This is a genomic window from Bacillus sp. K7 (assembly GCF_053903245.1).
This window is the reverse complement of the sequence record NZ_CP096406.1, coordinates 3,058,339-3,073,026: the sequence shown is the minus strand read 5'-3', so window position 1 is coordinate 3,073,026 and position 14,688 is coordinate 3,058,339. Positions and strand designations below refer to the sequence as shown.

Sequence of the window (14,688 nt, the reverse complement as noted above, 5' to 3'; positions counted from 1 at the left end):
CAATTAAAAATCAATACTAAATTATAATAATTATAATTTGGATCATCTGAATAGTTTTTTCTTTAGGATAGACTCCCATGCAGACCAAGGAAAAAGCGCTCGGAATAACAAGGTGAGCTTGACGCCTTTTCCGATCGGATATCGCAATTTCTTTATGTGCTGTTTTGTTGCCAATTGATAAATAAGGTCGGCAACTTCTTGGGGATCTCCGCTTTCGTCCGCGTTTTTTTCAACGTAGGAAAGGATCTTTTTATAGTATTGATGATAGGCTGAATCGTCAGCAGGCACCGACATATAATGTGATAAAGAGGTGGACCAGATCGACGTTTTGTATGAGCCGGGCTCGACCAAAGCGGTGTGGATACCGAACGGAAGCAGCTCCACACGCAGGCTCTCAGAAAAACCCTCCAATGCATGCTTGGAGGATGCATAAGGCGACAGTGCGGGAAATCCGGTCAGGCCGCTGATGCTGCTCACGTTTATAATCTTTGCTCCGCCATGCTTTCTTATGTAAGGCAGAATGGTTTTTGTCACATGGATTACTCCGAAGACATTCGTTTCAAATTGTTGTCTGAAATGGTCCATCGGCACATCCTCGACAAATCCTCCATAAGCGGCTCCGGCGTTGTTGACGAGAAGATCAATAGGAGCGTAAGCGCTAATGGCTTTTCCGAATGAGGCTATCGAATGTTCATCGGTGACGTCGAGAGCGGTAATGTGGATAGAGTCAGCTACATGGTGGGCTGCGGCCAACTCCCGAAGCTGTTCAGCTTTCTCAGGCTGTCTTGTTGTGGCAATCACAAAAAATGTCTTGGCGAGCTTTACGGCTGCCAGCTGGCCAAAGCCTTTTGAAGCTCCTGTTACGATCGCGATTTTTTTATTCATTGTATACCTCCTATTTACCTGCTACAGCTATTGTACAATCATGAACGGAAAATGACCCCTATAAAAGAAATTTTTATACAATAATTCAGAATTGTTCTATAATAAGACGAAAGAGGAAAGGGGTTTTGTATAATGGCGCTGCAAGGGATAGACCAAAGATGGGATCTGGATTCGTTTTTTAAGGGCGGGAGCCAATCAGCAGAATTTAAAGGATATATTGAAAAGCTTTCACAAAGTCTGCGTGCATTTCAAGAGATGACTGATGGGTTTCAGGTGCCTGAATCGCCTGAAGACGCTGAAGCGATGATTGCTTTGCTAGATTTATTCGAACAGACTTCTGTCAAACTTCAGCAGGCTGGTGCTTTTGTTGCTTGCCTTCAGGCCCAGAATATCAGTGATCAAAAGGCTGCTGAGCATCAGTCACTCATGAATCGGCTTAACGCAGAATTCCAATCGTCCCTCGTCACCTTAGATCATAAACTGGTGGCCATTGAACAAGATGTGTGGAATGAATTGTTAACAAAACCGGGATTACGTGATGTATCGTACATATTAAATGAAAGAAGACAAAGGGTTGCCGAAAAGCTCAGCCCGGGTAAAGAAAAACTGATTGGAAACCTTGCGGTGGACGGATATCACGCTTGGAGTGACTTATACAATATGGTTGTCGGGAAAATGACCATACCATATGAGGAAAACGGTGAGAATAAGCAATTGTCTGTCGGTCAGGCGGAAAATGTGATGGGGCATCAAGACCGCGCTGTCAGAAAAACAATATATGAACGTTTGCATCAAGCGTGGGAAAGCAAGCAGGATCTATTCAGCAGCACACTCAATCATTTGGCGGGGTTCCGGCTTGAAACCTATAAAGCGCGCGGCTGGGAGAATGTCCTGAAGGAGCCGCTGCAGATCAACAGGATGAAAAAAGAAACATTGGATACGATGTGGCAGGTCATCACTGAAAACAAGCAGCCGTTCGTTCAGTTTTTGAACCGCAAAGCGTCCATGCTCGGCCTTGAAAAGCTCAGCTGGTACGATGTTGAGGCCCCAATCGGATCTGATGGAAAGGTGTATTCATATGATGAAGCCGCAAATGTCATTGTCAGCCAATTTTCCACGTTTGGCAAAAAGCTGTCCGCTTTCACAGAAAAAGCGTTTCGGGACCGTTGGGTTGAGGCGGAAGACAGGAGCGGAAAAAGAGTCGGCGGTTTTTGCACGAGCTTTCCGGACAGCGGGGAATCGCGGATTTTCATGACATTTTCGGGAAGTGCCTCAAATGTATCAACGCTTGCACATGAGCTCGGGCACGCGTTCCATCAGGAAGCGATGCTCAACGTCAGGCCGTTAAACCGGTCCTACGCGATGAACGTAGCGGAAACGGCTTCAACGTTTGCCGAGATGATTGTGGCGGACGCGACTGTTCAGCAGGCGGAGACGAAGGAAGAAAAGCTTGTCCTTCTCGAGGATAAAGTACAAAGAAGCGTTGCGTTCTTCATGAATATCCACGCCAGGTTCCTATTCGAAACGAGATTTTACGAAGAACGAAAGCGGGGAGCCGTCCCGGCCGCCCGTTTGAATGAACTGATGGAAGAGGCGCAAAAAGAGGCATACTGCAACTCATTAGGAGAGTACCATCCGCTCTTTTGGGCGTCGAAGCTCCACTTCCATATTACGAGAGTGCCGTTTTACAATTTTCCTTATACGTTCGGCTACCTGTTTTCTCTCGGCATTTACGCACTGGCGCTTGAAGAAAAAAACGCGTTTGAAGAGAAATATACCGCGCTATTGCGGGATACGGCTTCTATGACCGTGGAGGATTTGGCGATGAAGCATTTGGGCGCTGACATTACGAAGCGAGATTTCTGGGAGAATGCCATCAAGCTGGCCGTGCGGGATGCGGAAGCCTTTTTGGAAATGACTGAATCTTAAAAGCCGTGGCGTTATACGCCTCGGCTTTTTCAATCCATCTCTGAATGAGGATTCCATTCTCTGGACATACCTAAAACAAATGGAATCCTACAGGGGGGAGACATATGCGTTTGATCAGAGCAGCCGGGGCTATTTGCTTCGCAATGGTTCTGATTGCTGGCTGCCGTCTCAACGAAGACAAGCAGCAGGCAGAAGGAGAAAATACAGCCGTCACCCAGCTGAAGTCTGTTCCTTACAGCGATTTTTCGCTCCGTGTGAGCTACGGAGATGGTGAGCATAATCGGTATGAAGGCATATATACAAAAAAAGGGACTCAGGAAACAGCGGAAATCCAGGATAAGCTCTCCGGTGTCAAGCAGGAGGGGGAAGAAGCCTTAGATGAGATGAAAATGATTCTGAGCGAGCTTTCCGTAACAGAGCAAATGGCTGAATCTGAAGTGATTCACAGTGTGCTGGCAGCGTTTAATCTGGACAGCCATTATGATCATATCGACTTAAAACTAAAGCTGAAGGACGGCTCAGTCAGAGAAATTAAGAAATGATCTTGTGATGAAAAACCCATAAACGCCAATTATGTCCAAAATACTAATTGAAAATGATTTTCAAAGTCACTGTTTTCTGCTACAATGAGGGATATATGGTCATATGAAAATGGCTGAATATCGAATCACTTGCATTGATGACAATTGACTTCACACGCATATATATAGAAAACGTGTAATACATAGTGCTGCTAAAAAGCCAGCAAAAAGGAGCGGTTATGGGTATGAGTGCAATTTCTACAGAAACGCTGAGCTTAGGATACGGGGATGCCGTTATTATTGATGAGTTGAATTTAACCATTCCAAAAGGTGAAATTACCGTATTTATTGGCAGCAACGGCTGCGGAAAATCGACACTTTTACGTTCATTAGCGCGCCTGATGAAGCCGAGAGGCGGTTCAGTGCTGCTGGAAGGAAGAGCGATTGCCAAGCTTCCGACGAAGGAAGTCGCAAAAGAGCTCGCAATCCTGCCGCAGGGCCCTTCGGCTCCAGAGGGGCTGACGGTGCATCAGCTGGTGAAGCAAGGAAGGTACCCTTACCAAAATTGGCTGAAACAGTGGTCAAAAGAGGATGAGGCAGCGGTTGAGAGAGCGCTTAAAGCAACCAAACTTGAGGACATGGCTGACCGCGCCGTCGACTCTTTGTCAGGAGGACAGCGCCAGCGGGCTTGGATCGCGATGACGCTTGCGCAGGAAACGGATATTATCCTTCTGGATGAGCCGACAACGTATTTAGACATGACGCACCAAATTGAAATCCTTGATTTGCTGTTTGAGCTGAATGAAAAGGAAGAGCGGACGATTGTGATGGTTCTTCATGACTTAAACTTGGCATGCCGCTACGCGCATCACCTTGTAGCCATAAAAGATAAACGGATTTATGCTGAAGGACGTCCGGAAGAGGTTATCACCTGTGACCTTGTGCAAAATGTGTTTTCTATGAACTGCCAGGTTACACAGGATCCGCTGTTCGGAACGCCTCTTTGCATTCCTCACGGCAGGGGCAGATGCATTGTCCAGGAAGCGGCTTTCACATCACATGGGTAATCAATAATGCCAGCGAAAGGAGCTTTCAATTTGAGAAAGCTCCTTGCTGTTTTTTCGAAAGGAAGATGGAAAATGGATCACAAACTTCAGGAGCAGCTCGATGGATTGCTGGAGAAGTATACTGAGCTTCTGCTTGGTGAAGCAAGCAATGAGCTAAAAGAAGAAGTGAAGCAATGGATTTTGTACACGCATATAGCCAAAAGCATGCCGCCGCTCGCTAAGCATTGGAATGCGACATATCCTGACGCGAAGCAGGGCATTAAAGATGTTATTCAGCATATTAAGGAATTGAATGAAGCCCATCGAAACAAACAATAAAAAAGCAGTCTGCCCATTACAGCAGACTGCTTTTTTGTGATGCTGCCGTTTGATCTGGCGCAAAGGAATCCATAAAGGTCCGCAGCGCACTGCTGATAAACGAATCTTTACGGACAACAAATTCTGTTTTCATCTGGCTAAGCGCTTTAGGCAACGGGTACAAGCGAATCGCCCCTTCAGCCTCGTGTTTCTGCACAACCGTTCTCGGCAGCAATGAGATGCCAAGACCCGCTGTAACCCCGCCGATAATCGCTTCAAGCGTGCCAAATTCCATCATGACCGGCTGTGTGACACCGACGGAACGCAGCCATTTTTCAAGTGTCTCACGATATGAACAGCCTGTGCTGTAAACGAGAATCGGCTTTGTGGCGGCTTCTTCTGCATCAGACACGGAAGCCGCCGAAACAACCACTGGTTCTTCCTCAAATGCGGGATAGGATTCGAGCTCAGGATGATTGCATTCACATCCGATAAACGCGCCATCCAATTCGTAACGAAGAACTTTATCGAGGAGAAATTGAGTATGCCCTGTCGTTAATGACAGCTGTACGTTTGGGTATTCTTCATAATAAGAAGCCAAAAGCTTCGGAAGCCTTACCGCGGCAGTTGTCTGTGTGGAGCCGATCATAAGCGGCCCGCTTGGTTCGACAGAGGATGAGAGTGCTTTTGACGCTTCATCCAGCAGGCCGATAATTTTATTCGCATAGTCCAGCAGCAGTTTTCCGCTTGCAGAAAGTGTCATGCCCCGATTATGGCGCAAAAACAGAATGGTGCCAAGCTCAGCTTCCAATTGCTGAACTCTTGCCGTGACATTCGATTGCACATAGCCAAGCTGCTTGGCCGCTTTCGTAATGGAACCTTCACGGGCTACCATTTGAAACACACGTAAATCTCCGCTTTCCATTTTGAATGCCTCCGTTCGTTTGTTGATATCAATCTGAATGATAACAAGTATCTTTAACAATCATTATACGTAACACCCAACCTGGATTACAATGGAATCAGCAAGATCATTTCATAAACAGCAAGGAGTGGAGGCAATGAATGTCATGAACAAAATAGCTCTCGTAACGGGGGGCGGCACAGGAATCGGAAGAGCAGCCAGCATGGAATTGGCAAAACGCGGAGCGATTGTTGCGGTGAATTATTCACGTTCGCAATCTGAAGCGGAGGAAACAGTCGAAATGATTCAAAAAGCTGGCGGGCAAGCCTTTGCCATCAGAACGAATGTCTCAAAAGAGCGCGAAGTGCAGGATATGGTTCAATCGATCGTAAAAACGTACGGCACGATTGATGTTTTAGTCAATAATGCCAGTATGACACGGCATATTCCAATGGATGATCTTGAAGCTGCGACAGAAGATGTCTGGGATGAACTGTATGCTGTCAATGTGAAAGGGATGTTTTTCTGCGCGCGGGCAGTGGTCCCGTTCATGAAAAAAAGCAAGGCTGGAGCAATCGTAAATGTCGGAAGCATCGCAGGGATAACTGGGGCGGGCTCATCTATGCCTTACGCTGTGTCAAAATCGGCTGTACACGGTTTAACGAAATCTTTGGCGCACGCCTTGGCGCCTGAAATCAGAGTGAACGGTGTAGCACCGGGGGCTGTCGCAACGAGATGGTGGGCTGGCCGGGAAGAGAAAATGAAGAGCATGATCGGCGCTTTGCCGCTGCAGCGAATGGCTGAATCGGATGATGTCGCCAAATTGATTTGTTCGCTTGTTGAACAGGAATCACTCACAGGCCAAATCATCACAGTTGACAGCGGACAGACGCTATAAAGAGGGGAGATGCGGGAGATGCCATTTGTACAGATTCATTTGCGGGCGGGGAGAAGCGAAGCGTGGCTTCAAACCCTAAGCAGGACCATCCACCAATCGATGATCGAAGAAATCAATGTGCCGGAAGATGACTATTTTCAAGTCATCAGGCAGTATGATAACAGCGAATTTTTTTATGATCCGTCTTATCTGCGGGTCGAGCGCACTGATGAACTGGTATACATTCATTTTACGTTGAAAGATTCAAGAACCACTGAACAGAAAAAAGCGCTTTACCGCTCAATCGCAAGCAGCCTTCATTCCAAGCTTGGTATAAGAAAAGAAGATGTGTTTATCATGCTGGCCGGAAACCAGGATGAGGATTGGTCGTTTGGAAATGGAAGGGCCCAGATGATCGAATAAAAAAACCCCGCGGATTGGTACCCGCGGGGCGCTCTATTAATGCGAAGGTGATTCAATGGCTTGTGCCGCTTTTTCTTTTACTTGTTCATCCGTTTTCTTGTTCGATAGCTTGATTGGCTTTAAGAACAAAGTAAAAACGGCTCCGACTGCGATAAAGATCAAGCCTGTATAAAACACGCTGTGGAGCGAATCCATCAACGATGTTTTTAAAATCGGCATAATATGTGATGAGAAAGCCGCAGGGATTTGTTTCAATGCGTCCGGACTGAACAGTGATTGCAGCAGCCCTTGCGGATTAGTATCAATCATACTCTTTAGCTGGTCGGCAAATGAGCTTGCCTGTGCCGGAAGTGAGTCTAAATACGGCACAAGTTTATCTGTTAATAAGTTTCCTGATCTCGCATTCATTACAGCTCCCAGCATGGTAATGCCGAATGTTCCTCCGATAGAACGGAAGAATTGGCTGGATGAGGTGACAACCCCAAGCTCTTCCTTCGAAAAGCTTTCTTGTAAAGCCAGTGTCAGAATCGGCATAACCAGACCCATTCCCAGACCAATAATCGCCATATACGATGTAGCGACAAGCTTGCTTGTATCAAGATCCAAAGTCGTTAACAGCAGGAATCCCCCGGCCATAATCAGCATGCCTGTTATGATTTGCGGTTTAATGCCGATTTTATAAACCAGCTGGCCGCCGATAATGCTTGTGATAATCATAGAGATCATCATCGGTGTCATAATCGTGCCTGATTCAGACGCACTTACACCGACAATTCCCTGCATAAAGAAAGGGACAAACGTAATCGCACCAAACATGCCGATACTCATAAAGAAACCGATCAAGTTTAAAAATGTAAACGTTCTGTTTTTAAAGAGATACATGGGCAGGATCGGTTCTTTTGCTTTTGATTCCACGATAATAAAGCTGACGATGCCGATCAGCGCGAGGGCAAACAAGCCAAGAATCTGCCACGAACCCCACGCATAATCTTTTCCGCCAAAGCTTAAGGCGAGCAGGAGGCTGACAACCCCGACAATCATTGTGAAAATCCCAGCGATATCGAAGTTGATCGGACCTGTCTGCTGGCGGCCCTGCAATCCTCGGGCAATAAAAATAACGGCAATAATTCCGACTGGAAGGTTAATATAGAAAACCCATTTCCAGTTGAGCGAGTCTACAATCCAGCCGCCGATTTGCGGCCCAATCACTGAAGCCAGCCCGTAAATCGCACCAAAGACCCCTTGGAATTTGGCACGCTGTTTTCCAGTGAATAAGTCACCGATGACAATCATCGCCATCGGCATCATAATGCCTCCGCCGATTCCCTGCAGCCCTCGGAAAATAATCAATTCTGTCATATTGTTGGCCATTCCGCACAAAGCGGAAGCGGCCATAAAAATAATCAAACCTGATACATAGACAATGCGCCGTCCCAATAAATCGGCCAGTTTACCGGCAATCGGAACGACTGTTGTTGAGGTTAACAAGTATGCTGTTGTCAGCCATGTCATCATGCTCAAACCGCCCAGATCACCGACAATTTTCGGCATGGCCGTTCCGACAATGGTACCGTCAAGAGCTGAAAAAAACATGGCAATCACTAAGCCTGTGATTAATAACGTCCGTTTTGATTGTTTGCCTTCATTACTCATGTCATCCGTTTCCTCTTTTCATGTTTTGCTTTTCATCCGCTTCAGCCGCAGCCTGTGCGAGTTTTTCTGTGATACGTGCCGCCTGAAGCATTTCCTCCTCCGTCAAGAAGGAAAGGTATCGGGCCATAATGGCTTTTCTGCCTGCCAAAATCTCCTCGAACTTTCTGTCTCCTTCATCAGTAAGACTGATATCAATCACTCGCCTGTCTTTTGTATTGTGTGTTCTGGCGATAAGATTTTTTTGTTCAAGTCGATCTGCCATTAACGTCACAGCGCTAGGCTTGACCTCCATCCGCTCGGCGATTTCAGAAATTTTAAGGCTGCCGTGTTTTTTTAAGCTGGCCAGCACAAACAGCTGCGCTGGGGTAACTCCTTGTTTCTCCATGCTTTCCAGCATTTCAGGCTGTATCCTTTGAAAGAGCGCCTGAAGCGATAATTGAATATCGGACATTAGCTGATCCGCACTTTTCATATTCATTTCTCCCCTGTTACATAAACTGCATTTATATTTAAGATAGTAAAATAGTTAAGGTGTATTAAATATAAATAAATATAAATAAAAAGTCAACCAATTTCACACAAAAAAAGGATAGATGCCCTTTAAGAACATCCTATCCTTTTTCTCGATGTTTATTGCTGATAAGGAGACTGCTGCTGAATGGTCTTGTCGAATTTTTGATAAGACTTCTGCAGCTTTTGGGCATCCTCCGCTTCAACAGAATACCATCCATATTGGAACATAAGGTCATACAGTTTTCTTTGTGTTTTTTGTGACTCATCAAAAATGGCCTGAATATCCTGATAGAGAGACTCATGGCTGAATTCGTTCAAGGCTGTGCAATAAGCTGTTGTCATATATTTTTCTGTTGTCAGCAGTTCGTTGATGAAATCTCTGTCATTCATCTCCGGAGTTGTCGGTACAGGTGTTTGCGGGTTGCTGATTTTTTGATTTTGCTGATTCATTCTGTCGCCTCCTTATTGGATATAGCCGGACTGCTGCTGGCCTGGCTGCAGGTGCTTTACTATTCTTTGATAGTGGTCATGATGCATATGTCCGACGCGGTCGAGTTCTTGTTTTAACGATTGATCCTGGCACTGCTGCGCCATGAAATGCGCTTTTTTCATTGCGAGCAAATTCCAGTTCAACATGTCTTTCAGATACAAATGATCTTTTGTGGAAATGACGGAAGGCGGCATATTGGATTGCTGCTGATTGTCCATTGTAATCCTCCTTTGGTTTTTTGTTCATGTATAGTTTCCTTCAGTCTGGGAGTTATATACAGATGTTTTGAAGATGAAGGCAGGAGGGAGTCGGATGTTGAGACGTGTGTTTTTATTTTTATCTCAAAATAAAGCACTTACCAAGTTCGCAAAAGCATATGGGGCGCGGCTTGGAGCACGAAGGTTTGTCGCAGGGGATACAATTGAATCGGCGGTTAAGGCGGTCAAAAGGCTAAATAGATCCGGTTTGCGCGCAACAATTGATTATTTAGGCGAGTATGCAGCTTCGGAAAAAGAAGCGAAGCAAGTCGCAGAGGAATGCAAGAAAGCCATTCAAGCCATTGCCGAGCATCAATTGGACTCAGAGCTCTCACTCAAGCTGACCTCAATCGGGCTCGATCTTTCAGAAGAACTTGCCCTTTCTCATTTGCGAGCGATTCTATCTGCTGCGAAGCAATATGGTGTTGCTGTGACGATTGATATGGAAGACTATTCTCATTATGAACAGACACTCGCCATCTACAGGCAATGCAAACCAGAATTTGAGATGCTCGGCACGGTCATTCAGGCATATCTGTACCGGGCGGCAGAAGATATCAGGCTGATGCGCGGCTTAAAGCCAAATCTCAGACTTGTGAAAGGCGCTTATAAAGAATCTGCGGCGGTCGCGTTCCCTGACAAAAAAGGAACAGACCTTCATTTTCAGAGTTTAATAAAGCTGCAGCTGTTAAGCGGAAACTACACGGCTGTCGCCACACATGACGATGATATCATTGCGTATACGAAACAACTCGTTGCTGAACATCATATCCCAGCGTCACAATTTGAGTTTCAAATGCTGTACGGCATCAGGCCGGAGCGGCAGAAGGAACTGGCTAAGGAAGGGTACAGAATGCGTGTGTATGTCCCGTATGGAACGGACTGGTTCAGCTACTTTATGAGAAGAATTGCCGAACGGCCCGCCAATGCAGCGTTTGTGTTAAAAGGGATCTTGAAAAAGTGAAAGCAGCCGCGGGAAGCAGCTGCGTCATGATTGATCCATGTTTTGTTTTTTATACTGCTGATTTTGACTTGTCCGTTTTCCGCCGCCGTAATGCTGTGTCGGACCGGCATCGCCCTTTACGCTCGCCGTGCTGACTGCCGCTGAAGACGGATTTTTTTTCTCTCGCACCATTCCCTTCACCTCCGGGTTTAAGTTGCCCGTCTTTTATAAGCTTCATACAAAAAATACAAATTAGCTATTGAAGTCGAAGCGGAAATCTTTTAAGATGAAAGAAGAAACGGGTTTCATTTTTTTTGGCCAAAAAATGAATGACTATTCATTCAATGTTCAAGGGGGATATCTCATGCACAAACATATTCGGAAGGCAGCCGTTTTAGGATCGGGGGTAATGGGTTCCGGGATTGCGGCGCATTTGGCTAATATCGGCATTCCTGTCCTGCTGCTTGATATTGTGCCGAACGATTTGACAAAGGAAGAGGAAAAAAAGGGGCTGGCGATGGACAGTCCGGAGGTGCGCAGCAGGCTGAGCCGGCAGGCGGTGAAAAAACTGCTGAAACAAAAGCCCGCTCCCCTCACATCAGCGGAAAATACATCCTATATCACGCCAGGCAATCTGGAGGATGATGCAGCGAAGCTGAACGAAGCGGATTGGATCATTGAGGTCGTTGTCGAAAATCTAGAAGTCAAAAAGCAGATTTTCGCACTTGTGGATGAACATCGAAAGCCTGGAAGCATTGTCTCAAGCAACACCTCCGGCATATCTGTGCAGGAGATGGCTGAAGGGCGATCGGCAGATTTTAAAGCCCATTTTCTCGGAACGCACTTTTTTAATCCCGCCCGCTATTTGAAACTGTTGGAGGTCATTCCGATTAAGGAAACGGACCCTGACATTGTAAAGTTTATGACAGCTTTCGGCGAAAATGTCCTCGGCAAAGGCGTCGTCACAGCAAAGGACACACCGAACTTTATCGCAAACCGCATCGGAACGTACGGGCTTCTCGTCACAGTCCAAGAAATGCTCAATGGCGGTTATCAGGTCGGGGAGGTCGATTCGATCACAGGCCCGCTGATCGGCAGGCCGAAAAGCGCGACCTTTAGAACGCTTGATGTTGTCGGGCTCGATACATTCGCCCATGTCGCCCGAAATGTGTATGACAAAGCGGATGGGGAAGAGAAAGAAGTGTTCCGCCTGCCAGTTTTCATGAACGATATGCTTGAAAAAGGGTGGATCGGAAGCAAGGCGGGCCAAGGCTTTTATAAAAAAGAAGGAAAAACGATTTATGAGCTTGACCCCGTGACGCTTACTTACGGCGAGCGGACAAAAATGAAATCACCGGCACTTGAAGCGGCAAAACAGGCAAAAGGGACAAAAGCCAAAATGAAAGCGCTTATTTATTCGGATGACAGAGCCGGCAGACTGCTGTGGAATATCACAACTCAAACGCTGCTGTACTCAGCCGAACTGCTTGGGGAGATTGCCGATGATATTCATTCGATTGACCAAGCCATGAAGTGGGGATTCGGCTGGGAGCTGGGTCCGTTTGAAATGTGGGACGCTATCGGCCTCAAACAGTCGGCGGAAAAGCTTGAGCAGCTTGGAGCAGAAATGCCCGGCTGGATCAAAGACATGCTGGCCAAAGGAAATGAAACCTTCTACATCAGAGAAAACGGAACGGTATTTTATTATGACCGCGGCGAATACAGAGCCGTGAAAGAAAACAAGAAACGAATTCATTTACAAACGCTCAAGGAAACGAACGGCGTGATTGCGAAAAACAGCGGAGCAAGCCTGATCGACCTTGGAGATGATGTGGCCCTTCTTGAATTTCATTCGAAAAGCAATGCGATTGGCCTCGATATCATCCAAATGATTAACAAAGCATTAGAGGAAACAGAACGGAACTACAAAGGACTTGTGATTGGCAACCAAGGGAAAAATTTCTGCGTCGGCGCAAATCTCGCCATGATCTTAATGGAAGTCCAAGATGATAATTTTCTGGAAGTGGACTTTGTGATACGCCGCTTTCAAGAGACGATGATGAACATCAAATACAGCGCGAAACCGGTTGTCGCCGCTCCATTCGGCATGACGCTCGGCGGTGGAACGGAAGTGTGCTTGCCGGCGGCGCGCATTCAAGCAGCAAGCGAAGCCTATATGGGGCTTGTGGAATCCGGCATCGGCCTCATCCCTGGCGGAGGCGGAAACAAAGAGCTGTACATCAACCATCTTCGCCGAGGTCTTGATCCAATGAAAGCGGCGATGAACACATTTGAAACGATTGCGATGGCGAAAGTGTCCACATCCGCTCAAGAGGCTCGTGAGATGAACATCTTAAAAGAAACGGATCACATCAGCGTGAATCAGGACCACCTGCTGTACGATGCAAAGCGGATGGCCGCATCTTTATACGACACCGGCTGGCGGCCGCCTGTAAAAGAAAAGGTGAAGGTGGCGGGAGAAAACGGTTATGCGGCACTCTTGCTTGGCGCCGAGCAAATGAAGCTGTCCGGCTATATATCTGAGCATGATTTCAAGATCGCGAAAAAACTCGCTTATGTCATTGCCGGCGGAAAAGTGCCGTTCGGTACAGATGTTGATGAAGAGTATTTATTGGAGATCGAGAGAGAAGCGTTTTTGAGTTTGGCAGGAGAGGCGAAATCTCAAGCGAGAATGCAGCATATGCTTGTGAAAGGTAAACCTTTACGGAATTAGGAGGGAGCTTATGAAAGAGGCAGTCATAGTGTCAGGTGCAAGAACACCGGTTGGGAAAGCAAAAAAAGGATCGCTGGCCACCGTTCGCCCGGATGATTTGGGAGCGATTTGCGTCAAAGAAACACTGAAACGGGCAGGCGGCTACGAGGGCAATATTGACGACTTGATTATCGGCTGTGCGACACCTGAAGCGGAACAAGGATTAAATATGGCGAGAAATATCGGCGCGCTCGCGGGGCTGCCGTACACGGTTCCGGCGATTACAGTCAATCGCTACTGTTCATCTGGCCTTCAGTCTATCGCATATGCGGCAGAAAAGATCATGCTCGGCGCTTATGATACAGCGATCGCGGGCGGCGCAGAATCGATGTCGCAGGTTCCGATGATGGGGCATGTGACCCGTCCGAACCTCGCATTGGCAGAAAAGGCGCCGGAGTATTACATGAGCATGGGACACACAGCCGAGCAGGTCGCGAAAAAATACGGCGTCTCCCGCGAGGATCAGGATGCGTTTGCCGTTCGCAGCCACCAAAATGCGGCGAAAGCCCTTGCAGAAGGGAAATTTAAAGATGAAACTGTTCCCGTCGAAGTGACGGTGACAGAAATCGGAGAAAACCATAAACCGCGGGAAAAACAGTTTGTGTTTTCTCAGGATGAAGGCGTTCGCCCGCAGACGACGACAGACATCTTAGCGACATTGCGCCCGGCTTTTTCCGTTGATGGAACGGTTACTGCGGGCAATTCCTCGCAGACGAGTGACGGAGCGGCGGCAGTTATGCTGATGGACCGGGAAAAAGCTGATGCGCTGGGCTTGGCCCCGCTTGTGAAATTCCGCTCCTTTGCAGTAGGAGGCGTGCCGCCGGAAGTGATGGGCATCGGGCCGGTGGAAGCTATCCCGCGTGCTTTAAAGCTTGCCGGGCTTCAGCTGCAGGACATCGGCTTGTTTGAACTGAACGAAGCTTTTGCTTCACAGGCTATTCAAGTGATCAGGGTACTCGGAATTGATGAAGAAAAAGTGAATGTCAACGGGGGCGCAATCGCGCTTGGGCACCCGCTTGGCTGTACAGGCACAAAGCTTACACTCTCACTTATTCATGAAATGAAACGGAGAAACGAGCAATTCGGTGTCGTCACAATGTGTATCGGCGGCGGGATGGGAGCGGCCGGTGTATTTGAATTATGCTAAAGGGGGAAA

At 47.2% G+C, this 14,688-nt stretch carries 16 protein-coding genes; 9 read left to right on the top strand and 7 right to left on the bottom strand.

The window, feature by feature from the left end:
• Nucleotides 1-42: 42 nt before the first annotated feature.
• Entirely contained in the window at nucleotides 43-885 is an 843-nt protein-coding gene (locus M1D98_RS15770) for an oxidoreductase (RefSeq protein ID WP_010330028.1), read from the bottom strand.
• Nucleotides 886-1,017: 132 nt separating this feature from the next.
• Between M1D98_RS15770 and M1D98_RS15765 the strand changes: the two genes are divergently transcribed.
• The 4 genes from M1D98_RS15765 to M1D98_RS15750 all read left to right on the top strand — a co-directional run bounded on the left by M1D98_RS15765 (nucleotide 1,018) and on the right by M1D98_RS15750 (nucleotide 4,720).
• Entirely contained in the window at nucleotides 1,018-2,814 is a 1,797-nt protein-coding gene (locus tag M1D98_RS15765; protein ID WP_010330027.1) for a M3 family oligoendopeptidase, read from the top strand.
• Nucleotides 2,815-2,918: 104 nt separating this feature from the next.
• Complete coding sequence (locus M1D98_RS15760; protein WP_010330026.1) at nucleotides 2,919-3,356, top strand: YusW family protein; 438 nt, start codon at nucleotides 2,919-2,921, stop codon at nucleotides 3,354-3,356.
• A 218-nt stretch (nucleotides 3,357-3,574) separates the two neighbouring features.
• A complete protein-coding gene (locus M1D98_RS15755) occupies nucleotides 3,575-4,402 on the top strand; it encodes an ABC transporter ATP-binding protein (protein ID WP_082246356.1) in 828 nt (275 codons plus the stop codon).
• Nucleotides 4,403-4,432: 30 nt separating this feature from the next.
• Nucleotides 4,433-4,720 carry a YusU family protein gene (locus M1D98_RS15750; protein WP_082246360.1) on the top strand — a complete coding sequence of 96 codons (288 nt, stop codon included), beginning with the start codon at nucleotides 4,433-4,435 and terminating at the stop codon, nucleotides 4,718-4,720.
• Between the two features lie 16 nt (nucleotides 4,721-4,736).
• On the opposite strand, the gene M1D98_RS15745 is transcribed toward M1D98_RS15750, so the two are convergent.
• On the bottom strand, nucleotides 4,737-5,624 hold the full coding sequence (locus M1D98_RS15745; protein WP_121643250.1) for a LysR family transcriptional regulator: 888 nt from the start codon (nucleotides 5,622-5,624) through the stop codon (nucleotides 4,737-4,739).
• 136 nt (nucleotides 5,625-5,760) lie between these two features.
• On the opposite strand from M1D98_RS15745, the gene M1D98_RS15740 reads away from it, so the two are divergent.
• Together M1D98_RS15740 and M1D98_RS15735 are read left to right on the top strand one after the other, a co-directional pair.
• Nucleotides 5,761-6,501 carry an SDR family NAD(P)-dependent oxidoreductase gene (locus M1D98_RS15740; protein ID WP_121643249.1) on the top strand — a complete coding sequence of 247 codons (741 nt, stop codon included), beginning with the start codon at nucleotides 5,761-5,763 and terminating at the stop codon, nucleotides 6,499-6,501.
• 18 nt (nucleotides 6,502-6,519) lie between these two features.
• Nucleotides 6,520-6,903, top strand: a complete 384-nt coding sequence (locus M1D98_RS15735; RefSeq protein ID WP_039075702.1) for a tautomerase family protein — start codon at nucleotides 6,520-6,522, stop codon at nucleotides 6,901-6,903.
• 36 nt (nucleotides 6,904-6,939) lie between these two features.
• On the opposite strand, the gene mdtP is transcribed toward M1D98_RS15735, so the two are convergent.
• The 4 genes from mdtP to M1D98_RS15715 form a co-directional block, all read right to left on the bottom strand.
• On the bottom strand, nucleotides 6,940-8,556 hold the full coding sequence (mdtP, locus tag M1D98_RS15730) for a multidrug efflux MFS transporter MdtP (protein WP_010330020.1): 1,617 nt from the start codon (nucleotides 8,554-8,556) through the stop codon (nucleotides 6,940-6,942).
• Between the two features lies 1 nt (nucleotide 8,557).
• Nucleotides 8,558-9,028, bottom strand: coding sequence for a MarR family transcriptional regulator MdtR (mdtR, locus tag M1D98_RS15725; protein WP_010330019.1), 471 nt, complete (start codon nucleotides 9,026-9,028; stop codon nucleotides 8,558-8,560).
• Nucleotides 9,029-9,186: 158 nt separating this feature from the next.
• Nucleotides 9,187-9,519 carry a spore coat protein gene (locus M1D98_RS15720; protein ID WP_039075560.1) on the bottom strand — a complete coding sequence of 111 codons (333 nt, stop codon included), beginning with the start codon at nucleotides 9,517-9,519 and terminating at the stop codon, nucleotides 9,187-9,189.
• Between the two features lie 12 nt (nucleotides 9,520-9,531).
• The gene (locus M1D98_RS15715) at nucleotides 9,532-9,777 is read right to left on the bottom strand and encodes a hypothetical protein (RefSeq protein WP_121643247.1); all 246 of its coding nucleotides are present in this window, start codon (nucleotides 9,775-9,777) and stop codon (nucleotides 9,532-9,534) included.
• Nucleotides 9,778-9,871: 94 nt separating this feature from the next.
• On the opposite strand from M1D98_RS15715, the gene M1D98_RS15710 reads away from it, so the two are divergent.
• The gene (locus tag M1D98_RS15710; protein WP_121643246.1) at nucleotides 9,872-10,780 is read left to right on the top strand and encodes a proline dehydrogenase family protein; all 909 of its coding nucleotides are present in this window, start codon (nucleotides 9,872-9,874) and stop codon (nucleotides 10,778-10,780) included.
• A gap of 24 nt (nucleotides 10,781-10,804) precedes the next feature.
• Here M1D98_RS15710 and M1D98_RS15705 read toward each other — a convergent pair whose 3' ends face one another.
• Nucleotides 10,805-10,951 (bottom strand): YuzL family protein, encoded by a 147-nt coding sequence (locus M1D98_RS15705; protein ID WP_456279707.1) that lies wholly within the window; start codon nucleotides 10,949-10,951, stop codon nucleotides 10,805-10,807.
• Nucleotides 10,952-11,123: 172 nt separating this feature from the next.
• Here M1D98_RS15705 and M1D98_RS15700 point away from each other — a divergent pair, with 172 nt between their 5' ends.
• Entirely contained in the window at nucleotides 11,124-13,493 is a 2,370-nt protein-coding gene (locus tag M1D98_RS15700) for a 3-hydroxyacyl-CoA dehydrogenase/enoyl-CoA hydratase family protein (RefSeq protein WP_268558812.1), read from the top strand.
• Nucleotides 13,494-13,503: 10 nt separating this feature from the next.
• Complete coding sequence (locus tag M1D98_RS15695; RefSeq protein WP_121643245.1) at nucleotides 13,504-14,679, top strand: acetyl-CoA C-acetyltransferase; 1,176 nt, start codon at nucleotides 13,504-13,506, stop codon at nucleotides 14,677-14,679.
• Nucleotides 14,680-14,688: the final 9 nt, after the last annotated feature.